22 protein-coding genes and 1 pseudogene are annotated in these 22,951 nt (G+C 67.5%); 13 read left to right on the forward strand and 10 right to left on the reverse strand.

Annotated features, from left to right (window positions below; all coding sequences use genetic code 11):
• Positions 1-11 precede the first annotated feature (11 nt).
• Positions 12-1,157 (reverse strand): NAD(P)/FAD-dependent oxidoreductase, encoded by a 1,146-nt coding sequence (locus ACQEVO_RS08995; RefSeq protein WP_432910869.1) that lies wholly within the window; start codon positions 1,155-1,157, stop codon positions 12-14.
• Positions 1,147-2,112 (reverse strand): dihydrodipicolinate synthase family protein, encoded by a 966-nt coding sequence (locus tag ACQEVO_RS09000; protein WP_432910871.1) that lies wholly within the window; start codon positions 2,110-2,112, stop codon positions 1,147-1,149. The genes ACQEVO_RS08995 and ACQEVO_RS09000 overlap by 11 nt, the downstream gene beginning before the upstream one ends.
• A gap of 176 nt (positions 2,113-2,288) precedes the next feature.
• On the opposite strand from ACQEVO_RS09000, the gene ACQEVO_RS09005 reads away from it, so the two are divergent.
• From ACQEVO_RS09005 to ACQEVO_RS09025, 5 genes are all read left to right on the forward strand, one after another.
• A complete protein-coding gene (locus ACQEVO_RS09005; RefSeq protein WP_432910874.1) occupies positions 2,289-3,305 on the forward strand; it encodes a LacI family DNA-binding transcriptional regulator in 1,017 nt (338 codons plus the stop codon).
• 197 nt (positions 3,306-3,502) lie between these two features.
• Positions 3,503-4,363, forward strand: coding sequence for an ABC transporter substrate-binding protein (locus ACQEVO_RS09010; RefSeq protein WP_432910876.1), 861 nt, complete (start codon positions 3,503-3,505; stop codon positions 4,361-4,363).
• Between the two features lie 28 nt (positions 4,364-4,391).
• The gene (locus tag ACQEVO_RS09015; RefSeq protein ID WP_432910879.1) at positions 4,392-5,132 is read left to right on the forward strand and encodes an amino acid ABC transporter permease; all 741 of its coding nucleotides are present in this window, start codon (positions 4,392-4,394) and stop codon (positions 5,130-5,132) included.
• Positions 5,129-5,908 (forward strand): amino acid ABC transporter ATP-binding protein, encoded by a 780-nt coding sequence (locus tag ACQEVO_RS09020; RefSeq protein ID WP_432910881.1) that lies wholly within the window; start codon positions 5,129-5,131, stop codon positions 5,906-5,908. The genes ACQEVO_RS09015 and ACQEVO_RS09020 overlap by 4 nt, the downstream gene beginning before the upstream one ends.
• A gap of 82 nt (positions 5,909-5,990) precedes the next feature.
• Entirely contained in the window at positions 5,991-6,392 is a 402-nt protein-coding gene (locus ACQEVO_RS09025; protein WP_432910884.1) for a hypothetical protein, read from the forward strand.
• A 128-nt stretch (positions 6,393-6,520) separates the two neighbouring features.
• Here the strand turns inward: ACQEVO_RS09025 and ACQEVO_RS09030 are convergent, their stop codons facing one another.
• The 3 genes from ACQEVO_RS09030 to ACQEVO_RS09040 form a co-directional block, all read right to left on the reverse strand.
• Entirely contained in the window at positions 6,521-6,652 is a 132-nt protein-coding gene (locus ACQEVO_RS09030) for a hypothetical protein (protein ID WP_432910886.1), read from the reverse strand.
• A 255-nt stretch (positions 6,653-6,907) separates the two neighbouring features.
• Positions 6,908-7,363, reverse strand: coding sequence for an SRPBCC family protein (locus tag ACQEVO_RS09035; RefSeq protein WP_432910888.1), 456 nt, complete (start codon positions 7,361-7,363; stop codon positions 6,908-6,910).
• A gap of 187 nt (positions 7,364-7,550) precedes the next feature.
• Complete coding sequence (locus ACQEVO_RS09040) at positions 7,551-8,465, reverse strand: TetR family transcriptional regulator (protein WP_432910890.1); 915 nt, start codon at positions 8,463-8,465, stop codon at positions 7,551-7,553.
• Between the two features lie 131 nt (positions 8,466-8,596).
• Between ACQEVO_RS09040 and ACQEVO_RS09045 the strand changes: the two genes are divergently transcribed.
• Both ACQEVO_RS09045 and ACQEVO_RS09050 read left to right on the forward strand, forming a co-directional pair.
• Positions 8,597-9,805, forward strand: coding sequence for an acyl-CoA dehydrogenase family protein (locus ACQEVO_RS09045; protein WP_432910892.1), 1,209 nt, complete (start codon positions 8,597-8,599; stop codon positions 9,803-9,805).
• 11 nt (positions 9,806-9,816) lie between these two features.
• The gene (locus ACQEVO_RS09050) at positions 9,817-10,821 is read left to right on the forward strand and encodes a phosphotransferase family protein (RefSeq protein ID WP_432910894.1); all 1,005 of its coding nucleotides are present in this window, start codon (positions 9,817-9,819) and stop codon (positions 10,819-10,821) included.
• Positions 10,822-10,826: 5 nt separating this feature from the next.
• Here ACQEVO_RS09050 and ACQEVO_RS09055 read toward each other — a convergent pair whose 3' ends face one another.
• Both ACQEVO_RS09055 and ACQEVO_RS09060 read right to left on the reverse strand, forming a co-directional pair.
• A complete protein-coding gene (locus ACQEVO_RS09055) occupies positions 10,827-12,173 on the reverse strand; it encodes a GDSL-type esterase/lipase family protein (RefSeq protein ID WP_432910895.1) in 1,347 nt (448 codons plus the stop codon).
• A 481-nt stretch (positions 12,174-12,654) separates the two neighbouring features.
• Complete coding sequence (locus ACQEVO_RS09060; RefSeq protein ID WP_432910896.1) at positions 12,655-13,323, reverse strand: TetR family transcriptional regulator; 669 nt, start codon at positions 13,321-13,323, stop codon at positions 12,655-12,657.
• 253 nt (positions 13,324-13,576) lie between these two features.
• On the opposite strand from ACQEVO_RS09060, the gene ACQEVO_RS09065 reads away from it, so the two are divergent.
• Together ACQEVO_RS09065 and ACQEVO_RS09070 are read left to right on the forward strand one after the other, a co-directional pair.
• Positions 13,577-14,860, forward strand: a complete 1,284-nt coding sequence (locus ACQEVO_RS09065; protein WP_432910897.1) for a lipase family protein — start codon at positions 13,577-13,579, stop codon at positions 14,858-14,860.
• Positions 14,861-15,428: 568 nt separating this feature from the next.
• Positions 15,429-16,526 (forward strand): annotated as a pseudogene (locus ACQEVO_RS09070) (GMC family oxidoreductase N-terminal domain-containing protein); the annotation flags it as partial.
• Here the strand turns inward: ACQEVO_RS09070 and ACQEVO_RS09075 are convergent.
• Together ACQEVO_RS09075 and ACQEVO_RS09080 are read right to left on the reverse strand one after the other, a co-directional pair.
• Positions 16,511-16,633 carry a hypothetical protein gene (locus ACQEVO_RS09075; RefSeq protein ID WP_432922504.1) on the reverse strand — a complete coding sequence of 41 codons (123 nt, stop codon included), beginning with the start codon at positions 16,631-16,633 and terminating at the stop codon, positions 16,511-16,513. The pseudogene ACQEVO_RS09070 and the gene ACQEVO_RS09075 sit on opposite strands and share 16 nt — an antisense overlap.
• A 120-nt stretch (positions 16,634-16,753) precedes the next feature.
• Entirely contained in the window at positions 16,754-17,956 is a 1,203-nt protein-coding gene (locus tag ACQEVO_RS09080) for a cytochrome P450 (RefSeq protein ID WP_432910900.1), read from the reverse strand.
• Between the two features lie 201 nt (positions 17,957-18,157).
• Between ACQEVO_RS09080 and ACQEVO_RS09085 the strand changes: the two genes are divergently transcribed.
• The 3 genes from ACQEVO_RS09085 (at position 18,158) to ACQEVO_RS09095 (ending at position 21,201) form a co-directional block, all read left to right on the forward strand.
• Positions 18,158-18,760: a TetR/AcrR family transcriptional regulator gene (locus ACQEVO_RS09085; protein ID WP_432910902.1), complete on the forward strand. Its 603-nt coding sequence runs from the start codon at positions 18,158-18,160 to the stop codon at positions 18,758-18,760.
• A gap of 204 nt (positions 18,761-18,964) precedes the next feature.
• Positions 18,965-19,591: a hypothetical protein gene (locus tag ACQEVO_RS09090; protein WP_432910904.1), complete on the forward strand. Its 627-nt coding sequence runs from the start codon at positions 18,965-18,967 to the stop codon at positions 19,589-19,591.
• Between the two features lie 263 nt (positions 19,592-19,854).
• Positions 19,855-21,201, forward strand: coding sequence for a cytochrome P450 (locus tag ACQEVO_RS09095; protein WP_432910906.1), 1,347 nt, complete (start codon positions 19,855-19,857; stop codon positions 21,199-21,201).
• 278 nt (positions 21,202-21,479) lie between these two features.
• On the opposite strand, the gene ACQEVO_RS09100 is transcribed toward ACQEVO_RS09095, so the two are convergent.
• On the reverse strand, positions 21,480-21,857 hold the full coding sequence (locus ACQEVO_RS09100; protein ID WP_432910907.1) for a winged helix-turn-helix transcriptional regulator: 378 nt from the start codon (positions 21,855-21,857) through the stop codon (positions 21,480-21,482).
• A 114-nt stretch (positions 21,858-21,971) separates the two neighbouring features.
• Here ACQEVO_RS09100 and ACQEVO_RS09105 point away from each other — a divergent pair, with 114 nt between their 5' ends.
• On the forward strand, positions 21,972-22,820 hold the full coding sequence (locus ACQEVO_RS09105) for an SDR family oxidoreductase (RefSeq protein WP_432910909.1): 849 nt from the start codon (positions 21,972-21,974) through the stop codon (positions 22,818-22,820).
• Positions 22,821-22,951: the final 131 nt, after the last annotated feature.

A 22,951-nucleotide genomic window follows, 5' to 3' on the forward strand; every position in this document is an offset into this window, starting at 1 on the left:
AATCTGCTCCTTCAGTGAGCGTGTGGTTGGACGAGACGGGCCGGCGTGAAGGCCGATACGTCGATACCGGGCGCCTTCTCGTGCACCATCGCGGTGAGGATCTGTGCCCACAGCGGTGCGAAGGTGAAGGAATAGGTGCCGCCCGCGACGAAAAGTCCCGGCGCCGCGTCCAGCCGGCCGATCACGGGCATCTCGTCCGGTGTCGTGACGACCGGTCCGGTCCAGGCGTCGAGCAATGGTCCGTGTAATGCGGGGAGCAGACGTTCTACCTGCGCGAGATTGCCGGCCGTGCTGTCGTCGCGCAGGGGTGCCGCTGCTCGGTCGTGGAACGCGCCCGCCGGCCATCCGCCGCCCAGGACGAGCCGGTTACGCCGATCCTGTTTGATCGACATTCCCTCGCCGACGTGTTGTACCAGCACCTCGAGGGTGTTCGGTGCGGCGTCGAGCGAGTGCATCTGCAGTGACCGGGGTGTCAGGTCCAGGGCGACACCCGCCAGCGCGGCGATCGCGGCCATCCAGGGGCCGGCGGCATTGATGACCACGGGAGTCGACCAGGTCTGCGCCGCGGTGGTCACCTGCCATCCGCCGCTCGTGCGGTCGAGGCCGGTGACCGGGGTATCGGGATGCAGGCTCGCGCCTTCGGCGACCGCTTGCCGGAGCATGGCCGGCCCGGCCAGATCGGGTTCGGCGAAACCGTCCCAGGCGCACCAGGTGGCGGCTTCGACCGTGGGCCCGAGCAAGGGGAGCGCGCGCCGGGCCTCGGCGCCGGTGAGCACCTCGGTGGGTATGCCCGCCGCCTGTTCCCAGCGCTGTTTGGTGTGCAGCGCGCGCACCTGGTCCTCGGTTTCGGCGACCATGAAACCACCGCAGCGATTGAGGCCGAGACCGGACACGGTCTCGCCGAGCATATCCCACAGACCACTCGTGGCCTTCTGGAGCGGAAGCAGTTTCTCGACGTCGACGGCCGTGCCCTGACCGGGGCGCCGGGTGTGAATGGTCTGGATGTGCAGATTGCCGGCGGTGGTTCCCGACCCCGCGGTATTGGGGACCGTGCGGTCGAGTACGGCGACCCGGAGACCCGATCGGGTCAGCGCCAGCGCGGTGGCCGCGCCCACGATTCCCGCGCCGACGACGACGGCGTCCACTTCAGCCGGCACGGCCCGCTCCTACGGTGAGTTCGGAGGCTTCCGCGATCCCGGACTCGGCGATGACGGCACGAAGCGCGTCGAGCGTCGGCGCATCCGTCACCGGCAGCAGCGGTTCCCGCACCGCGCCGCCCGGTTGGCCCAGCAGATTCATCACAGCCTTCAGCTGCGGAATGGGGGAGGCGTAGACGCCGCTGTAGTCGGGATTGATCAGCCGTCCGGAGAGAGCCCGGTACTTGTCCGCCCAGGTACGGGCCGTATCCGCGTCCCGGGCCGCGACCGCCCGATAGAACGGCACCGCGAAGGGGGCGCCGACACCCCCGCCGTCGATATTGCCGTCGCCGCCCAGTTCGAGCAGCGTCGCGAGACCCCGGCGGTGCAGGAAACTTCCGAACACCCGGACCCGGTCCGAGACGGCCTCGACGGTGTCGAGCATGGACAGCCAGTCGCCGGTGCTGTCCTTGATCGCCACGACATTGCCGAGGCCGGCCAGCCGGGCGAACAGTCCCGGAATCGTCCCCATGTCCAGGGAGACGCCGCGCGGCCAGTTGTAGACCATGAACGGCAGGGCGGTCGCGGTGGACACGGTGTGGAAGAACTGCACCGTTTCCTCCGCCGAGGTGTGGACATACGGCGGCGGGGTGGCCAGGACCCCGTCGGCTCCCGCGGCCGCGGCGTGCTTCGCCAGGTCGGCGGACTCCCGCGCGGTATAGGCGCTCACGCCGACGACGACCGGGAAGCGTCCCGCCACCGCATCGACGGCCACCTCGGCGACCGTGCGGCGTTCGTCGCCGGTCTGGCTGAACCACTCGCCGGTGCTTCCGTTGACGAGCACCCCGTCCACCCCCATGCGCGCGTAGAGCTGCATCAGTTCGGCGAGGGCGTCGGTATCGAGGTCACCCGAGCGGGTGAAGGGGGTGGGGGCCGCGGGCCAGTATCCGGACCACGCGACATCATCGCGGTTCATGGGCTGCCTTCCGAGCGGGCGGAATTCGAAATTCCGTCGATTACCGAACATCTATGGGATCGATTGCATAGACTGCCGTCGACAGCGCCACCCAGTCAAGCCCGGAAACGCAGTCGTAACGCGGGCCCTGTCGAATGTGGGTGTCCGGAGTACGGACCGAGAGAAATGGAGGACCGATGGCGGTCACTTTGGTCGACGTGGCGGTCGCTGCGGGTGTTTCGCGCAGTACGGCGTCGCGCGCGCTGAGCGGATCGTCGTTGATCTCCCCGCAGACGCGGGCGGCGGTGGAAGACGCCGCGCGCACACTCGGCTATCGCCCCAACCGGGCGGCCAGCGCGTTGCGCTCGAACCGCTCGCACCTGCTCGGGCTGGTGATGAACAACCTGATCAACGCGTCTTTCCATGCCATCGCCGAGGTCGTGCACAAACGGGCGTCGGCCGCCGGATTCCAGGTCCTGCTGTGCATCACCGATGCCGATCCGGCCCGGGAGAACGATGTGCTGGCGATGCTGGGCGAACACGGGGTGGACGGGACCATCGTCATCGGCAGCGGGCGGAGTGCGCAGGCATCGAATGCCCTGCTGAAGCAGGGCCGGGCGGTGGTCAACCTCATCCGGTCGGTCCAGGGCAGCAGGGCCTCGACGGTGCTCGCCGACGACGTCGAGGGCGCCCGGGACGCGACAGCGCACCTGGTGGCGCTCGGGCACCGGCGCATCGGGTACATCGGCGGCACCGCGGAGGCCACCTCGGGCCGGGAGCGGTTCGCGGGTTACCGGTCGGCCCTGGCCGATGCCGGGATCGAGGTGGACGACGCGATCGTGCGGAAGGGCCCGTTCACCACCGAGTTCGGCGCCGAAGCGGTGAATTCGCTGCTCGACAGCGGGGAACCGATGACGGCGCTCTACGCGGCCAATCACGAAGCCGTGTTCGGCATTCTGCCCACGCTGGTGAGCCGGGGCGTCTCCGTCCCGGGGGAGTTGTCGCTGATCTGCCACGAGGATATGCCGTGGCTGGCGATGTGGCAGCCGGCGATCACGGTGGTCGACAACGGTGCCGCGCAACTGGCCAACCTGGCCATGGACCTGCTGTTCCAGCAGATCAACGACTCCGCGGAACCGGACGGGCGGACGTACCGGATCGGGGCCCGGCTGGTGGAACGCGCCTCGTGCCGCGCCGTGGGGAGTGGCTTGTGAATACGCGCGAGCGGCGGGCTTCCACGGCCGGATCGTTAAAAGATGATTCCTCCCGTGTCGGGCGTGTTAACGGTATTGACGGCCCCCGCCCGTTCTGTCAGTCTTCATGCAATCGATCCCATGGATGGTCGAAGAATTTCCCTGGGCATATTCGCCCGATCGCTGCTGCCGGGCAGTCGATATCGAAAGGTTCGTCAATGCGCAAAATCATCGGAATCGCCGCTGCCGTGGTAGTGGCCGCCGGTCTCACCGGATGTAGTTCGGCGGCGGACGAGAATGCCGCCCCGACAGGTTGCACCCCGGCGCTGGGTGCCGCCGATCTCGCCGAGGAGGGCACATTGACGATCGCGACCAATGCGACCCTCCCGCCGATGCAGTACGTCGACGCCGACGGCGAGGTGATCGGGATGCGCGTCGACCTGGGCCGCGAAATCGCGAAGCGACTGTGCCTGGCAACCGAATTCGTCAATATCGAATTCGAGGCACAGATCCCGGGCGTGCAGAGTGGCCGCTGGGACATGATCGACACCGGCATGTTCTACACGCCGGCCCGCGCCGAAACCATCGACCTGGTGCCCTATGAAGTGCAGGCGGTCTCCATCTCGGTGCCCTCCGGTAACCCGGAGTCGATCTCGACCGTCGACGATCTCGCCGGGAAGACCATCGGCGTCGAAGCCCCCGGATACGAGTTCGACACCCTCACCGCACTCGCGGAACAGTTCGCCGCCGCGGGCAAACCGCCGCTGAAGGTGCAGACGTTCAAGACCAACGCCGATGCCTACCAGGCGCTTTCGGCCGGCCAGATCGACGGCGCCTCGATCGTCGAATCGGTCACCTCCTTCTATCAGAAGGACGGCCGCTTCGAGACCGCCGTCGGCGGTATCAACGAGGCCCCGCTCGCCCTGGGCTTCGCCAAGGGCAGTAAGGCCGCGACCGAGGTCGCCCGGGTGCTGTCGGAGATGCGCAGCGACGGCTCACTGCAAGAACTGTTCGATCAGTACGGTGTCCCCGCCTACGACGGAGAAATCGCCGTCAGTACCGGACCACTCGAGAGCTGAACGCGCGTACTAGTCGAAAGGCATCCCCATGTGGTCCTGGGACGCATTCTTTTCCATCCTCACGAGTGACCAGCTGCTGGAAGGGGCATGGGTCACCATCTGGCTCACCGTCGTCAGCATGGTGCTGGGCCTGGCGCTGGCCATCGTGGTCGCCGGTGCGCGCTCGTCGAAATTCCTGCCGCTGCGGGCGGTATCCGGTTTCTATGTCTGGCTCATGCGCGGCACCCCGTTGCTGGTGCAGTTGGTGATCATCTACACGGGATTGCCGCAGGTCGGTATCAAACTGGGTGTTATCCAGGCCGCGTTGCTCGGCTTGGTGCTCAACGAAGCGGCCTATCTGTCCGAGATCGTCCGGTCGGGTCTGCTCGCGGTCCCCGCCGGTCAAACCGAGGCGGCCCGGGCCCTGGGAATGTCGCCCGCCAAGGTGTTCCGGGTCGTGGTCCTCCCGCAAGCGCTGCGGGTGATGATCCCGCCGCTGGGCAACAGTTTCAACGGCCTGCTGAAAACGACGACCCTCGTCTCGGTGATCTCGGTACAGGAACTTCTGCGCCGGACCCAGTTCCTGGTGCAAGTGAACTTCCGGGTACTCGAGGGGCTCTGCGCGGCCGCGCTCTACTTCCTGGTGCTCACCACCCTGTGGGGGTTGATCCAGCGCATGCTCGAAGCGCGCGTCGGCCGCGGCTACGACCGCAACTATCGCCGCAAGGGCGCACCGGCGACAAAAGTCCTGGAGGACAGTGCGATGGAAGCCGAGGCTGTGAACCGATGACGAGCGCGATACAACAGGCCACGACCATGATCGAGGTCCGGAATCTGACCAAGGCCTTCAACGATCTCGTCGTCCTCGACGATATCGACTTCTCGGTCGGGAAGGGTGAGGTCGTCCTGCTGCTGGGGCCCTCGGGAAGCGGGAAGAGCACCTTGCTGCGGACCCTGAACTGCCTCGAGACCGTCGATGCCGGCACCGTCCGGGTATGTGGCGAAATGATGGGTTTCTCCGACGACGGTAAACGAACGGCCTTGTCGGAGGCGCAAATCGCCAAACAGCGCCATCACACGGGAATGGTGTTCCAGAATTTCAATCTGTTTCCGATGATGACGGCGCTCGACAACATCGCGGCAGGCCCACGGCATGTGCGCGGCACCCGGGTGGACGACGCCCGGCGCCAGGCGCGTGAACTGCTCGAGCTGGTCGGTCTCGGCGACAAGGGCGAGAACTACCCGTCGCAGCTGTCCGGCGGTCAGCAGCAGCGGGTCGCCATCGCCCGGGCGCTGGCGATGAAACCGGAGGTCATGCTGTTCGACGAACCCACCTCCGCGCTGGACCCCGAAATGGTCAACGAGGTGCTCGAGGTGATGCTGCGGTTGCGCGACGAGGGGATGACGATGGTGGTGGTGAGTCACGAAATGGGTTTCGCGAAGGCCGCCGCCGACCGGGTGGTCTTCATGAGCGACGGGAAGATCGTCGAGGATGCGCCGCCGCACCAGTTCTTCGACAACCCCCGGCACCCGCGAACACAGCAGTTCCTGAGCCGGATTCTGTGACCCGGATCGGAGAGTTTCGCTCCGCAGAATGAGAGTCGTGTTCTACCGTGAAGCGAGTCACATTCTTGAGTGGGAGATTGCCGTGCCGCATTCGAAACTGGATCAACTGCCCGCGGGCGGCGGTGGCCGCTGGCCCACCTGCGGGGCCGGGTTCCGCTCCGCGCAGTGGGGCGATATGGAAATCGGCTACACCGTCACCGCGGGAGCACGTGATTGCACCGAGCTGTACAAAGCGGCGGGGTTTCCGGGCGGCGTCTGCCAATGTCCGCACTACGGTTACGTTTTCACCGGAACGGTTCGCGCCACCTATCCGGATACCGGCCTGCCGGACGAAGTGGCGACCGCGGGTGAGGCGTACTTCTTTCCGGCCGGGCACATCCTGATCTATGAAGAGACCACCGAGGCGCTGGAACTGAACCCGGCCTTCGCGCTGCAGCAGACGATGGACGCGATCGAACGGGTGGCGAGCAAGGCTGTGCAATAACTTCGAAAGCAGGCCACTCGTCGCCGGCATCGACTCGTCCACGCAGTCCTGCAAGGGCGTCGTGCGCGATGCCGAGACTGTTGCCTTGATCCGGCACGGCCGGCGCCTCCGCGGTGCGCGGAGCGGGGTTAGTGTTTCGGCTGGAGAGCGGATTCGGTCTCGGATTTCTTATCGGCTTTGGCCTTCTTGTCGGCCCGCTTTTCCTTCAGCGTCTTACCGGATTTCTTCGATGTGGAACTGCGCGGAGACTTATCGGACATCGGCGCGTCCTTCTGCCGGGGGACCCGGACGGCCCCGTTGGAAAGACCGTACGCGGTATCGGCTGATAAACGACGCAGCGTGATGCCGAGTGTTCTGCCGACACGACGTGAAACGCGGATTACGGAACCGGCGAGTGGGTCGGCCGGTGCCGAAGCGGCATGAAGAGGCGCGGATCGGTCGCCCGACACATCGGAGCCGGCGGCCAACGGCGGCCGATACCGTCACCGCGGCCCCGGGCTCGGGCGCCGGAGAAATCAGCTACGGGTGCGAGAAGACCGGCCGACGGCCAGCGCTCTGAGCCGCTGCAGGGATTCTCTGTTACGCGGTACCAGCACGAGGTCCTGCGCGGCGGACGGTAACAGGCGTCCGGGTCCGTCGCTGATCTGCTCGGCCATCCGTACCTCGGTGAGGTCCGGTTCCAGTTCGACCAGGTCCAGGCGGATATCGGCTTTGCCGGCAGGCCACAGCCGGGCGACGAGCTCGAGCCGATGCGGTGGGTCCACCGCGCGCACTTCCGTGGTGTCCTGCCGGGTGAGCGGCCACCCTCCGACGCTGTGGTGGATACGCGTGCCCACCTCCGGCCAGCCCTCGTCGACGTCGCGAATATGGGTGGCACCGACAACCCACAACCCGTACAGCCAGCCATCGGCGAGGGTCGTGAAGACGTCCTCGACGGGCAAGGGAATGCGCACACTCGGTTCAGCAGGCATCGCTCCTCCGATCGTCCGGGCCCGGCTGACTTCACGACCCGGGCACGGTCGCCACTACCGGGCCGGAGTCACTCCGCGCGATACCCCCGCCCCGAACCGCCAAACGTGCCACGTTCGGCGCCGATGCTCCGGCGCCCGCAGCGTCCGCCGCCGCGGTTCCGGAATCCGGATCGTCGCTGCGTCGCGGTCAGCGCGCGCAGTCCGGGACACCGGATCGACGATCCCGGACCCCGAGGAGACCGAGGGCGAATCCGGCGTACTCGACGGCGATCTGTTCGGGAGTCGCGGGCCCGTCGAGACGGAACCATTGGGGTAGTGAGGTGCACATCGTCGTGATGGCGCGGCCCGCGACCCGGGCCCGGCCGGTCGGCAGGTTCTCCTCGTTCAGGGCGGCGTCGATATCCGCGTCGAGGATGTATTGGATTTCGTTGCGTGAGTTGGTGATTCGTATCCGGTTGTCCGGGTTCAGACTGCGCATCTCGCTGGCTCCGATGAACGCGAGCTCGCGACGGTGGGTGTGGAACAGCGCCAAGGCCTCGACGACGTGGGATACCCGGGCCCATCCGGTGTCCGCTTCGCGCCGGGCCGCGCGCACCCGCCAGTGCAATTCGGCCATGGTCAGATCGAGCGCCCGCACCAGCAACTCTTGCTTGTCGTGGTAGTGGTGATACACGCCGGGAACGCTCATCCCCGCGCGCCGCGCGATCGAGCGCATGGTGGCGCCGTGGTACCCGGTCTCGACGAACGAGGCGATGGCCGCGGCGAGGACCGGGTCGATATCCATCGGCGGGAACTTCCGCCAGGCGTCGGGCGACCCGGTGTCCGATCCAGCAATGTCCGCGCCGCCGCTGTTCGGCCGCGCGGCCGCGGTCATGGTCGATTCCTGTTCGCCGACCAGCCAGGACACCGTGGTGCCGAGGGCGGTCGCCAGTGTGCGCAGCCGCGGAACGGAGATGCCGGTCCTGTCGTTCTCCACGGCGCTGAGGGTCGCCGGGCTGACCCCGATCCGTTGCGCGGCCGCGCGCAACGAGAGACCGGCCGCGCTTCTGGCCTGCCGCACTCTTGCCCCCACGCTCTGTGGATCCCTGTCCGTGTCGCCCATGGTGTTCAGGATAGCTGAACACGGGCGCTTGATGCCGACCTGCGATTGACAGCAATTATCTTGCCATGTCACCCTGTCAACACGGTGGTTGCCGAGCGAGCGTTCGGCGAACGAGATGGAGGATTCAACCCGTGGCGATCGATCTTTCCCTACCCGGCGAGGTGCAAGCGCTTGTCGATCGGACCCGGAACTTCATCCGTGAACACGTCGTCCCGCTGGAGGACGCGCACGACGGCGATATCGCCGCCGCGGGTGGTGACAAGTTCCGCGTGGAGTTGCAGCAGGCGGCCAAAGACGCGGGCGTATTCGCGCCACATGCACCGGTCGAATACGGCGGGCACGGCCTGGGGATGTCGGACCGGGCACCGGTCTTCGAGGAGGCCGGGTACTCCCTGTTCGGGCCGACGGCACTGAATATCGCTGCCCCCGACGAAGGCAATGTGCACATGCTCGCCCATATTGCGAACCCGGAGCAGAAAGCGCAGTACCTCGCTCCCCTCGCGCACGGTGACGTCCGGTCGGCGTTCGCGATGACCGAACCCGCTCCCGGCGCCGGATCGGATCCCGCCGCGCTGACCACCCGCGCGGTCCGGGCCGAGGGCGGCTGGCGCATCAACGGCACCAAATGGTTCATCACCGGCGCGGATGGTGCGGGTTTCTTCATCATCATGGCGCGTACCTCGGGCGAACCGGGGGACCGGGGCGGCGCGACGATGTTCCTGGCCCCGGCCGGCACCCCGGGCATCCGGGTGGGCCGCCATCTCGACACGCTGGACCGGTCGATGGTCGGCGGCCACTGCGAGGTGTTCTTCGAGGATCTGCTGGTGCCCGACTCGGCGGTGCTGGGTGAGGTGGACCGCGGTTTCGAATACGCGCAGGTCCGGCTCGGGCCGGCCCGGATGACGCATGTGATGCGGTGGCTCGGTGCCGCCCGCCGCGGACACGATGTGGCGGTGGCCCAAGTCGCCCGCCGCGAGGGGTTCGGGTCGAAGCTGGGCGATCTCGGCATGATCCAGAAGATGGTCGCCGACAACGAAATCGATATCGCCGCCACCCGGGCTCTGCTGACCCGCGCCTGCTGGGAACTCGATCGCGGCGAATCCGCCGGTAACGCCACCTCGATCGCGAAAACCTATGCGGCCGAGGCGATCTTCCGGATCGTCGACCGCAGTATGCAGATGTGCGGCGGGCTCGGGGTCTCCGGTGACCTGCCGCTGGCACGGCTCTCGCGTGAGGTGCGCCCCTTCCGGATCTACGACGGACCCTCGGAGGTCCATCGGTGGGCGATCGCCAAACGCACCGTCGGTGCCGCCAAACGCGCGCTGCGGGACAGCGAATGAACCTGCCGGGCATGGACGTAACCGCGCTCGAGCGCTTCCTGCGCGATCAGGGTGTCGAGGTCCGCGGTGAATTACGAGTGGAACTGATCAGCGGTGGCCGGTCGAACCTGACCTTCACCGCGGCCGACGACGTCTCGCGCTGGGTGGTCCGCCGCCCACCGGTGGCCGGGCTCACCCCGTCCGCGCACGATATGGCACGCGAATACACGGTGACCGATGCGCTCCAGCACTCCGCGGTACCCGTGGCGAAAACGATCGCGTTCGACGCGGAAGGCACCGCGCTCGGCGCGCCGATGACCGTCGTCGAATTCGTCGACGGGGCCGTGATCCGCGACCAGGACGACCTCGCCACGCTCGGCGACGAGCAGGTGAACACCGCTGTCACGGAGTTGGTGCGGGTACTCGCCGAGTTGCATGCGGTGGACCCCGCGGCGGTGGGCCTGGAGAAGTTCGGCCGGCCCGCCGGATTCCTCACCCGGCAGGTGAATCTCTGGGCCTCGCAATGGGAACGGGTCAAGACCCGCGAGCTCGCCGATGTCGCGGCCCTGCACGCGGCACTGGTGGACGCGGTGCCGGCGGAATCGGCGGCCTCGATCGTGCACGGCGACTACCGCATCGACAACACCATCCTCGACACGGCCGACCCCGGCCGGGTGCGGGCCGTGGTCGACTGGGAACTGTCCACCCTCGGCGATCCGCTCACCGATGCCGCGCTGATGTGTGTGTACCGGAGCCCGGTGTTCGACCTGGTGCTCGGCTCCCGCGCCGCCTGGACCAGCGACCGGATGCCCGCACCCGACGCGCTCGCCCAGACCTATGCCACGGCGTCGGGTCGCGACCTCGGCGACTGGGGCTTCTACCTCGCCCTCGCCAATTTCAAACTCGGCGTGATCGGCGAAGGTATCACCCACCGCGCCCGGCACGGTTCCGACGCGGGTTCGGCCGCCGGCCGGGCGGCCGAGGCCACCCCGGAATTCATGGCAGCAGGACTACGTGCTCTGAAGGGCGGCCGTTAGCGCGGTCAGCACCCGGGGTGCCGGGCGATCATGGCGAGTTCGACGGCCTCGGCCATCGCGCGGTACCCGTGTGGGCTGGGGTGCAGGCGGTCGGGGCTGGAGTAGTCGGCCCGCAGCGTCGCGGGGTTGTGCGGATCGCGCAGGGCGGCGTCGAAATCCGCGATGCCGTCGGCGAGTTGCTGGGTGCGTATCCAGGTGTTGATCTCCTGGCGATGCTGTTCGCTCTCGGGCGTCAGCAGCACACCGTTGACGAGGGCGTCCGAGGCAGGTAGCAGAGTGCCGAGCCAGATCTTCTTCCCGGCGCGGTGTGCCGCGGTGATCAGCTGCTCGTAGCCGGCGATCACCTGGTCGGCGGTGGCCGGCGGTGGCAGCCCGAGGTCGTTGATGCCCTCCTGCACCAGGACACCGCTGACACCTGCCTGATTCAGCGCGTCGCGTTCGAATCGGGCGACGGCGCTGGGACCGAAGAGGAACGGTTCGCCGCCGGTGACCACCCGGTTGCTGCCGATACCCGCGTTGACCACCGAGACGGGTATGCCCGCGTCGTCGAGTCTGCGCTGGAGGAAATCGGGGTACCGGGTGTCGGTGTCGGCGACAGCTCGGTCGGCCGGAATCCCCGCGGGGGTCGTCCCGACGAACCCGTCGGTGATGGAGTCGCCGAACGCCACCACGGCATGCGTGCCGGCCGGTGCGAGCACGTCCAGGGCGTGGATGTAGAGCCAGGACCCGGTCCGGGCGGTGAACGGGCCGGCCGCCGGCGAGCCGGTGAGGTTGCCACTGCCCGCGGGGGAGTAGTAGGAGGTCGCGTTGGCGTTCCAGTGCTTGGTGGGCGGACCGGCCCGGCCGGCAACGTGGATACCGACGACCAGGGGCTGTGCGGAGGTGGTTCGCAATGGTAACGGGTCGCTGACAATATCGGCCCCCGCGGGAACGGTGACCGATCGGTTGCCGCCGAAGGTGACCGGCTGGATGCGGGTCGCGCCTGCTCCTTCGGTTTGTTCCCCGACGGTGACCTCGCCGAAGGTGACCGGTCCCTGCCCGAAGCGGTTGGTGAGATGCAGCCGTAGCTGCTCGCCGCCGAGGTTCGGGGTGATGACCATGCGGAATGTCTGGTCGTCGACGGCCAGTGGCACCGGCCCTCCGGAAGCATCCACCGGGGTCAGCGAATCGGTGGGGCTGGCGGTCCACGCCGCGACGAATCGGTCCCGGTCGCAGTGTCGATCACCCGGCTGCGCGGTGGCGGTGGTGGAGCCGGTCAGCACCGATGCCGCGATGGCGAGTGTGATGACGGCTGCGCATCGCCCGGCCGGTGCGGTGCGTTTCGGCGCGGTACGCGAATCGGTCGATCTCACCGCATCCACCTCGCTGCCGGTCGTGGGGACCACACGACGGGCGTCGTGGACCGGGCCGCAGGTGCATGACAACTGTGCATTTCGCCTACTCTTCGTCGAGCCGGTGGACGGGCATACATCCGCGCCCGATGCGGCCGTTCTACCGGCCGCCGTGGTGGAAACCGTTCGTCCTACGATCACGCACTCGTTCGCGAGCCGGGGTGCCGGCCGGAGCGGCCCGAAGGCCCGGGCGGTGCTCGTCGTGTACTGGGCGGCGCGGGAGACAGTGGGGTGGTACCGGCTCCGTCGGCCGAATCACGGATGCTGCCACGATGGCGGCGTCGCATCGAGGACACCTGTTGCGGTTACTTCCTCGCCGGCAAACGTAGGCGAACCGGGCGTGGGCGAAGCGCTGTCCCGATGCCGCCTTCGGTGAGTGTCACGGATTCTGCGGTGAACGGTCGGTTTCGGCGGCCGAGTGGCGTCCCCGGCCGGCGGCCGCTCAGTTCTCCGTTCGATCCGGTGCCCGGAAAGGTGTTGCGAGCGAGGCGATCACCGTCGAGTCGGGGCCGGATTGCCGGTTCTCACCGGATATGGCGGCGGCCGCCTCGGCGGCGTTGTCGTGGGTCAGGCGATAGACCGCGCGGTCGAGGATGGGCAGGATTTCGGTGATCTCGAGGCTGTGATCGGCGAAGCGGCCGATCAGCGCGTAGGTGAGGTTGTTCAGCACCAGCGAGATGTCTTCGACGTAGGTGGGGTCCGCCCGCTCGAAGAGCGCGGTGAGGATCGGTTGCATCGCCTCGACGCCCTTGGCGTCGAGGCGATGTCCGCAGGGACCGGTGCGCGCGCGATGGTAGGCCTCGAGCATGCGTGGGTTGCGCTCCCACGGCTGGAACACGTATCCGAGCACCCGCATCAGGCCTGCGTACAGCGTTTCTCCCGGCTGCGGTCGTTGCATGGCGGTGAAACTGTGGGTGGCCATCCAGTGCTGGACCGCGGCGACGATCAGTTCGTCGCGATCGGCGAAATGCTTGTACACGGTGGCCAGTGATACGTGCGCGCGGCGTGCGACTTCGCGGAGCTGGACCGCCTCGTAACCTTCGTTTTGCAGCAGGTCGAGGACCACATCGACGATCTGATCGGCGGGTGCTGCTTTCGGTACTCGACTCACCTGTACACGGTAACGAGCCCGGGTGGCTACCGGCGCGTCGGAGCAGCGCGATACTCGGCGCGACCGGGTGGACAGATCGGGTAACTATGTTACTGTCCGGTACGCCGCAGCTGTGACGCGCTTCATCGGGACACGGCTGCGTGACTCGGGACACCCGGACACCGGGTCCTGGGTAGAGGTTCACGGAGAGGTTTCGATGTACCAGCAGTACCGGCAGAATTCACGGCGGAGAGTGCTACCCCGCGGCGTTCGGATGGCAGCGGCCGCGGTGGCCGTCGTCTGTGCGGCCGCGGTAGCGGTGGTGACGACGCATCAGCCCGAGGCCGCGGCCGCGCCGGACGGGTTCTACACCCCGCCCGGGCAGATCCCGGCCGAGCCCGGCACGGTGATCCGGACCCAGCCGATGTCGCTGCTGGCCACGCTGCCGTCCGACCAGGGGTGGCCGGGCAAGGCGGAGCACATCATGTACACCACCCGGTTGCAGGACGGTTCCCCGGTCGCGGTCACCGGGACCTATATCGATGCGGCGGGCCCGTGGCTGGGGGCGGGTCCGCGGCCGACGGTCGTGATCGGTCCCGGCACCTCGGGCCAGGGTGACCGGTGCGCGATGTCGAAGGCCTTCTCGACGGGGGTCACGATCACCACCGACCCCTCGCCGTCCCTGTCGGCGAACCAGGAATTGCCGTCGTCGGCGGTGTGGAGCCGCCTCGGCGCGCGGGTGCTGGTGACCGACTACGTCGGATTGGGCACGCCGGGTGTCCATACGTACGCGAACCGCATCGAGGAGGCGCATGCCGTTCTCGACGGCGCGCGGGCGGCCAACAACCTCGCGGGCACCGGCCCCGATACCCCGCTGGTGTTCTGGGGCTACTCCCAGGGCGGCGGAGCGGTCGCCGCGGCGGCCGAGATGGCGCCGGACTATGCGCCCGAACTGAATCTGAAGGGCACCTGGGCGGGTGGTCCGGTGGCCGACCTGGCGGCGATTCTCGAGCGGATCGACGGGGCTCTCATCGGCGGGGCGATCGGTTTCGCCATCAACGGTTTGCTGGCGCGCTATCCCGACCTGGAAAAAGCGGTCGACCGGGTGACCAGCCAGTACGGTCGCGACACGCTGGCGGCACTGAGCGACGCCTGTATCGGCGACATCATCACCCGCTACCCCTTCCTGAAGACCAGTTCGCTGACCCACGACGGGCAACCCCTCGGCGCCCATCTGCAAGCCATGCCGGAAGCCGCGCCGGCCCTGGCCGATCTCCGGGTGGGCACGCTCACCCCGGCCTCGCCGGTGCTGATCACCAGCGGACGCAACGATGACACCGTGCCCTACAACCAGGCCCGGCAGCTGGCCGACGACTGGTGCGCCAAGGGTGCGACGGTCGAATTCCGCACAAACGAGTTGCCGCCGCTGCTGCCCGGAACCACGATCCCGAACCATTTCGGGCCGGAGATGATCGACGGATTCGGTCCCGACAACGCAATCACCTATCTCTTGGATCGTTTGGCCGGCAAGCCGGTCTCCGGCTGCACCATCGACTGACGATCCGGCGCCGAACCGCCTGACCCGGCACGAGAAATGGTGCCGGGCAGGTTCCCGCTCCGCGGTCACAGCCTCGTAGTACCACGCGCATCGCCGGCCGGTGGTGTGCGCTACAGCCGTGCCCATTTTCGCGGATCCGGCGGCGCCTCTCCGAGAACACGAAGCACCGAAGGATTGATTGATGAAGCAAATCACGCGCCGATCACTGCTGGCCGGCGCCGCCGTCGCCGGCGCGGGTCTCATCGGGTCACGCGCGATCGGGTCACCGGCGCCGGCCGCGGCCCAGGCCGGCCCTGTGCCACTCACTCGGGAAGAACATCGGGTGGTGGTGATCGGCTCCGGCTTCGGGGGCGGTGTCAGCGCTTTGCGATTGGCGCAGGCAGGAGTGCCGGTGACCGTGCTGGAACGGGGATTGCGCTGGCCCACCGGCCCGAATTCGGAGACGTTTCCGCGGGCCACCGCGCCGGACAAGCGGCTGCTGTGGTGCCGCTCCAGCCCGAACCTGTTCGGCCGGCCGCTGGCTTTCGAGTCCTATACCGGTCTCGTGGAGGCGATCCCGGGCGAGAATATGACCGCCCTGTGCGCGGCCGGTGTGGGCGGTGGCTCGCTGGTCTATCAGGGGATGTCGCTGCAACCGTCGGAAGAAGTGTTCAACACCCATTTCCCGCAGGAACTGGACTGGCAGAACATGAACCGGGTGCACTACCCGCGGGTGGCGAAGATGCTGCGGCTGGCCGAAGCACCCGACGAACTGGTTGCCTCCGAGAACTATCGCGCGGCACGGGTTTTCGCCGATCGCGTGCGGCGGGCCGGAATGCCCTTGTCGAAGATTCCGATGCCGATCGACTGGGATTTCGCCTTGGCCGAGTTACGCGGCGAAATGAAACCCTCGTACACCAACGGTGACGGAGCGATGGGCGTGAACAACGGCGGCAAACATTCCGTCGATGTCACCTACATCGCCGCGGCCGAAGCCACGGGTCTGGTGCGCGTGGAGACCTTGCACGAGGTGACCGATATCGAGCGGGCACCCGACGGCCGCTGGACCGTCCGGGTGCAGCGTCTGGACACCACCGGTGCGGTGGTGGAGCACAAGGTTCTCACCACCGGCGCACTGATCCTGGCGGCGGGCAGCCTGAACACCACCCGGTTGCTCGTGCGTGCGGGCGCCAAGGGCCTGATCCCCGATCTGCCGGACCGCCTCGGCACGGGCTGGGGTACCAACGCCGACCGCATCTACGTCTGGGCCGACCCGTCGGCGGAATTCGGTGCGCCGCAAGGTGGTCCGGTGGTCTACGGCAGCCTGAACTGGGACGACCCGCAGACCGCGCATACCGTCATCCAGGCCTCGATCCCACCGCTGGCCCTGGATCCGCGCAGCACGATGATGGTCGGCTACGGGGTCAGCGCGGGCCGCGGGGAGTTCCGCTACGACGCCGCCCGCGACGACGCGGTGCTGCATTGGCCGCGTGAGGGCGACAGTGTCATCCAGAACGAGCACATCGGGCCGGCCGTCCACCGGATCGCCGGGCCGGATGGTGCGCTGGTGGATACGAACGCACTGTTCCCCTCCACCTGGCATCCGCTGGGCGGCGCGAGTATGGGCACGGTCTGCGATCTGGACGGCCGCGTGCAGGGCCAGCGCGGCCTCTACGTTCTCGACGGGGCGCTGATGCCCGGCAACACCGCTGCCTGCAACCCGTCGATGACGATCGCCGCGGTCGCCGAACGAGCGCTGGACAACCTCGTCGCCCAGGACGTAGGAACGCTCATCTGACCCACTCGGGAAACCCGGCCGTTCACCGTGCTGATCTGCGCCGCACGGTGAACGGCCGGCGGGGGGTGGTGCTGTTCCGGCCGCCTGCGGCGTCCGCCGGCTGTGTCCGGTATGGATCAGGGCAGGACGGCCGGCATGGTTTCCCAGCCGCGGACCGTCGACGTTGTCGACATCCGCGCCGCGGTGAGGTCGACGTCCCATTCCGGGAAGCGTCGCAGTAGCTCTTCGAGGGCGATTCGTCCTTCGAGCCGGGCCAGTGCGGCGCCGAGGCAGAAATGCGCTCCGATTCCGAACCCGAGATGAGACTGCGACGGGCGATGGATATCGAAAAGGTCGGCGTCCGGCGGGAATCGGCGGTGATCATGGTTGGCTGCCCCGATGAGGAGCATCATGACGCTGCCCGCGGGTACTCGCCGCCCGTAGTGTTCGACGTCGCGGGTGACATAGCGTGCGGCATGGGGCGCCGGTGGTTCGAGACGGAGCAATTCCTCGATTGCCCGGGGGATCAGTTGCGGGTCTTCGGCGAGTTCGCGGCGTTGCTCGGGATACTCGGCGAGGACCTTGCCGGCCCAGCCGATCAGCCGCGTCGTGGTTTCGTTTCCGGCCCCGGCGACCACGTTCACATACATCAGCAGTTCGTCGCGGGTGAGCCGCCGGACGGCTCCGGTTTCGTCCTCGAACTCCACCTGGAGCAATTCGGTCACGATGTCGTCGGAGGGGTGTTTCTCCCGCCAGTCGATGTACTCGGCGAAGATCCGGCCGTCGTCCAGCCCCTCGGAGGCCGCTGCCATGGGGCGGCCGTCTTCGGTGGACACCTGGGCATTGGAGTGGTCCCGGACTGCTTCCTGTATTTCTTCGGGGATGCCCAGGAGCATGCAGATCACCCGCATCGGCATGGGCGCGCCCAGGTCGGCGATGAAGTCGAATCCGGTGCCGCCGGCCAAGGGGTCGAGGCTGCGGGCGCAGAATTCGCGCACCATCGGTTCCAGCCGGCTGATCATGCGGGGCGTGAACATCCGTGCCACCAGCCGGCGGTGGATGTCGTGGCGGGGCGGGTCCTCCATCACCAGGAGACCCGGCGGGATCTCGATACCGGCCTTGATCAGTTCCAGGACATTTCCGCGGCCGGAACTGTAGGTGGCGGTGTCGGTGAGGCAGCTGTTCACGTCGGAGTACCGGCTCAGCGCGTAGAAGTCGTGCTGCTCGTTGTAGTACAGCGGCTTCTCTTCGCGGAGCCGGGCGAACATCGGGTACGGGTCGGCGATGAGACCCGTGTCGTAGGGATCGAAGAAGACTTCGCTGGTAGCGGAGACGGTCATGGCCGTCACTCCTCTCCGGGAGATACACCCCCAAGAGCATCGATTCACACCGAGGTGGCCTGGTGGGCACCTACGGCGACGCGGCCGGTCGGCCGCCGTAGGTGCCGGTCCGCATATCAGATACGGACACGTTATTAACATACGTGCTCGTATGTGGGATTGTCAGCCGTATGCGACTTTTCGCTTTGACAGGATGGTGCGATGGTGGAGCGCTGGACCCGGGAACGACGCACCGAGCACACGCGTAACCTGCTCGTCGACGCGGCGCGGGAGGTCTTCGCCGCCAAGGGCTTCGGCGCGGCGAGTCTCGACGATATCGCCGCTGCGGCCGGATACACCCGCGGTGCTATCTATGTGCACTTCACGGCCAAGGAAGACCTCTTCCTGGCCGTCCATCAACGGTATTGGCGTCGCTTCTTCGACAACTTCACCGAGCTGCTGGCCTCGGTCACCGAGATCGGCGAGCGCGAACTCGCCGATATCGCGGCGCGCTGGCGCCGGCTCGCCGAAAGCGGCGGTGCGCAACAGGCCGCGCTGGGTTACGAATTCACCCTGTACCTGCTCCGGAACCCCGACGCCCGGGCCCGCGTGGCGCCACAGCAGCAGCAGGTCCACGACGAACTCGCCGCCTTCATCGCCGAAAGCCTCGGCAGGCTCGGTGCCACACTCGCGATGCCGGCCTCCGTGTTCGCGCAGTTGCTGATCGCCACCAGCGACAGCATCATGCTGGCCGCCGAACTGAACGACACCGACCTGTACCGGCCGGTACTCGAGCTGTACACGGCTGTCATCACCGTGCCCTGAGGGCGCCGCAGCCGGCCGGACCCGGCGGAGGTGGCTGCGGTCTGTCCCGGGCGGCGTTCACCTGGAGCGATGCCACAGTATCCGGGTTACTGTACGGTCGGATTGCCTCGGTTCGTACTCCTTCGATGCGCCTGTGGAGAGCACGGCGGTCCGGTTACGTGCCCGGGGTGTGTCACCTTCGGCAGCGAATGAAACAGGAGTCCGATGCGCGCGGTTCACCGGGAGCGTTTCCACCACGACCTACATTCGGTGATGCCGGCGCCCCGCGCGATCGCCCGCGCGCAGGAGCATGTGCTGCGATACCGGCTCGTGGTCGTGTCCCGGACCGTGCCCGAGGTGGTCGGCCTCGCCGGCGGATGGCTGTTCGACCGCGCGATGTCCGGCTGGGAGGTCACGGTTCTGAGCGAAGATGTGGCCGACCCCCTACCGGCTCGCGTTCTGGGCGCGTATGTCGTGTGCTGGGACAGCGTGCCCGCGTCGGCCGAGGGGCCGGATCCGCAAGCTTTGGCGATTGTCGGCGACCCGCGGGATTTCGACGAGCGGATGCGGCGCTGGGTTACCGACTATGCGCACCGCGGGCGCGAGACAACGCTCTGGGGTGAGAGCGCCGGACTGGGTCCGCAACCGCACGCCGAGCCCGCGATATTCCGCCCGAGCCGCTCCGCGCTGCTGTTCAAGGCCCACGCGCTCAACCGGACCGCCGGACCGCCCGCCGCGGTACCCGTCGAGGAAACCTTCCGTGCTGTCGGGCCGGCCGCGCGAGGCGTCACGCATCTGCGAGCCCATCGGCTCACCGGCGGCTCCGGACGGGCCGCGGAACCCGGGACCTGAGGCGTGGGCGCCGCGGAGAGCGGCGCTCTGCTCCCGACGTTTTGCTACGGGGAAGGATTCCAGAATCCCATTGTCCTGCTAGATACCCGTTGGTATCTTGAGCTAGGGGATGCCGGAAGGAGTCGGACTTCGTTGTGGAGCGCGGATTTCCGATTGTCCCGGCGGAGCTGCCCGAACGCATCCGGCCGTCGGCCCGGGACGGCCTGGAGCTCGGTACCGGATCGCGGCCGGGATGTAGCGCTCCCATTCGAAAGGAAACACCAGTGGACGCAGGACACCCCTCGACAGATTCCGGCCGGACACGCCCGCTTTTCCATTTCGACCGCCACACCCCGGAGTACCGGGGCCGGTTCGCCTCGATCACCCGGGAAATGCACGAGAAATGCCCGGTGGCCTGGTCGGACACCCACGGCGGCCATTGGGTCGCGGCCGGTCATCGCGAAGTGTTCGAGCTCGCACGGTGCCCGCACGTCTCCAATGATCGCGACTACAAGAACGAGCGCCGCGGGTATCTCGGCATCACCATTCCGTTCGCCGAGACCCCGATGCCCATGCGCAACGGCATCCTCGAAATGGACGACCCAGAGCACCGGTTGTTCCGGGCAGTGCTCAACCCGTATCTGTCGCCGAGTGCCGTGCGCCGGTGGGAACCCTTCATCGATGAGCTGGTGCGCGCCTGCCTCGACGACAGAATCGAGTCCGGACGGATCGACTTCGTCGACGATCTCGCCAATATCGTCCCCGCCGTCGTGACTCTGGGGATGCTCGGGATACCGCTGGCGAAATGGGTCGTCTACAACGAGCCCTCACACGCGGTGGTGTACACGCCGCCGGATTCACCCGACCGGCCGCGGGTCCAGGAACTGAACATGGCGATGGGTCTGGACCTCTTGGCGAACCTGCACGAGATCCGCGAGAACCCGCGCCCCGGACTGATCGACGGGCTGGCCCGGCTGGAGATCGACGGCGAAAAGCCCGAGGACATCGATCTGCTGGGCATGCTGGGGCTGTTGATCGGCGGCGGCTTCGATACGACCACCGCGCTGACCGCGCACGCACTGGAATGGTTGTCCGAGCACCCCGCCGAGCGGGAAACCCTCAGTAGTGAACGCGAACTCCTGCTGAACTCCGCCACCGAGGAATTCCTGCGCTACTTCACCCCCGCGCCCGGCGACGGCCGCACCATCTCCGCGAACTGCGAAATCGCCGGTCAGCAATTCGAGGAAGGTGAGCGGCTGTGGCTGTCCTGGGCGATGGCCAACCGGGACCCGGCGGTGTTCCCCGATCCCGACACCGTCGTACTCGACCGGAAAGGTAACCGGCACACCAGTTTCGGGCTCGGGATCCACCGTTGTATCGGGTCCAATCTCGCCCGCACGGTATTCAAGCGGATGCTGATCGCCGTTCTCGACCGTATACCCGACTTCCGGTGCGACCCCGAAGCGACGGTGCACTACGACACCATCGGGGTGATCCAGGGGATGCGTAAACTGCCCGCGACATTCACGCCGGCCCGCCGGTCGGGGCCGGGGCTGGACGACACACTGGTCGAACTGGAGCGGATGATCGACGAGCAAGGACTCGCCGCCCCCGTGACCGCGGGATCCTGATCGCAGATCCCCCACTCGGAAGCCGGCCGATTCGCGCCTCGGTTCCGGGTAGCGCCGGGGCTGTGCTTCACACGGGTAACGTCGCTCGCGTAGCGCGATTCCCGGACACCGCGACGTGCGGAAAGAAGCGACCGAGCTGATGAAGGTATTCGTCACCGGCGCCACCGGATCCCGCGGTAGTCACGCCGTTCCGGCTCTGATCCGGGCCGGCGGCGAATCTCGCCACCGCGTTGCCGCCCTCCTCGAAGTCCGGTTGTGATCGTCGGTGAGGCTCCGTGCTATTTGTGGGTGCTGTCGTAGTCCTGTTGTGCGGCAGTGATTTCGGAGATATTCGATTCGAGTACGTCGATCAGCGCGCGGAGGTGCTCGGCGACGCGTGCGCCCAGTGGTGTGAGGCTGTATTCCACCTTGGGCGGGATGGTGTTCTCGGCCCGCCGCGATACCAATCCGTCGCGCTCGAGCTGCTGCAAGGTCTGTGCGAGCATGCGCTCGCTGACTCCGTCGACGTGCCGTCGCAGTTCACCGAACCGGTGCGGGCCCTCGCCGAGCGCGGCGAGAGCGAGCACGCCCCAGCGGCCGGTCGCGTTCTGCAGCACCTGCCGGGACGTGCACGCGCGTGCGAATACGTTCGCTTCGAGTGCGGGTTGCGACGTCACGCACGTCAGGATACACGGACGAACGCAGCATAAGTAACTTACTGAATAGTTTGCACTTACTATTAGTAAGTGGTTTGATGGCGCCGTACCCGACCTTCACACTCGAGGAGTTTCATGACCATCGCTGTCACCGGTGCCACCGGCCATCTCGGACGCCTGGTCGTCGCCGCGCTGATCGAGCGCGGCGTCGAGCCGTCCACTGTCGTCGCGGTGGTCCGCGATGCCGCCAAGGCCACCGATCTCGCCGCACAGGGCGTACAGGTGCGCGTCGCCGACTACACCGATCGGGACGCGCTGACCGCTGCGCTGGACGGTGTCGGCAAGTTGCTGCTGATCTCCGGCAGCGAGGTGGGGCAACGCGTCGCGCAGCACGCCAACGTCGTCGAGGCGGCGAAGGCTGCCGGTGTGCGGTTCGTCGCCTACACGAGCCTGCTGGACGCGCAGCGCAGCCCGCTGTCGTTGGCCGCCGAACACAAGGCCACCGAGGATCTGCTCACCGAATCCGGGCTGGGCGTCGCGTTGCTGCGCAACGGCTGGTACTGGGAGAACTATGCCTCCGCCGTCGACACCGCCGAAGCCACGGGCACGCTGTTCGGTTCCGGGGGCACCGGCCGAATCGCCGGCGCCGCCCGCAAGGATTACGCCGAGGCCGCGGCGGAGGTGTTGCTCGCCGACGACCAGGCCGGCAAGGTCTACGAACTCGGCGGCGACGAACGGTTGACCTACAAGGAGTTCGCCGAGGTCCTGTCGGGCATTGTCGGCAAGTCCGTCGCTTACCAGGACCTGCCCGGCGACGAGTATGCGAAGGTCCTCGAGAACGGGGGAGTGCCCGCGCCGATGGCCGCCTTCCTCGCCGCTACCGACGCCGGTATCGCTGTCGGCGCCCTCGACACCGACAGCGGCGATCTGCAGCGGCTCCTCGGCCGTGCCAGTACCCCGGCCGCGCTGGTCCTCGCTCGCTGACCAGAGATGTGCCGCCGGGGCAGCACGGGCGCTGCTCTCGGCCCGATCGCCGCCGCCGTCACGGATGGAAGGCGGGCAGTTCCGCCCGGCGTCCGGGTTGCCGTGACACGTATGTGGATTCGATCGGCGGA

Source organism: Nocardia sp. CA-290969, from assembly GCF_050936135.1.
GTDB lineage: Bacteria > Actinomycetota > Actinomycetes > Mycobacteriales > Mycobacteriaceae > Nocardia.